Origin of the sequence: Cupriavidus sp. SIMBA_020 (assembly GCF_046535395.1) — a bacterium.
GTDB lineage: Bacteria > Pseudomonadota > Gammaproteobacteria > Burkholderiales > Burkholderiaceae > Cupriavidus > Cupriavidus campinensis.
Map to the genome: position 1 here is coordinate 1 of NZ_JAWRWU010000538.1, position 273 is coordinate 273.

A 273-nucleotide genomic window follows, 5' to 3' on the forward strand; every position below is an offset into this window, starting at 1 on the left:
CGAAGTGATGCCACTGCGTGACCCACGCCGGTAGCTCCGCGATCGGCCGCCCGACGAGGTTCGTCAGAATCTCGTACTTGATCATCACCGCGAGCACGGGCACGCTCAGGTAGAACAATGCGATGAAGAACAATGTCCAGCCGACGGAGCGCCGCGCGGATGCCACCGACGTCGTCGTGTTGTAGCGCGTGAGGATGTGCGGGAGGCTCGCGGTCCCGAGCGACAGGCACAACAGCAGCGCAAGAAAATTCCGCTCGCGCGGCTTGCGCGCAT

Annotated in this window: 1 pseudogene; it reads right to left on the bottom strand. The window is 63.7% G+C overall.

What is annotated here, in order from left to right:
* A pseudogene (locus SB751_RS30405) lies at positions 1-273 on the bottom strand (cation acetate symporter); the annotation flags it as partial.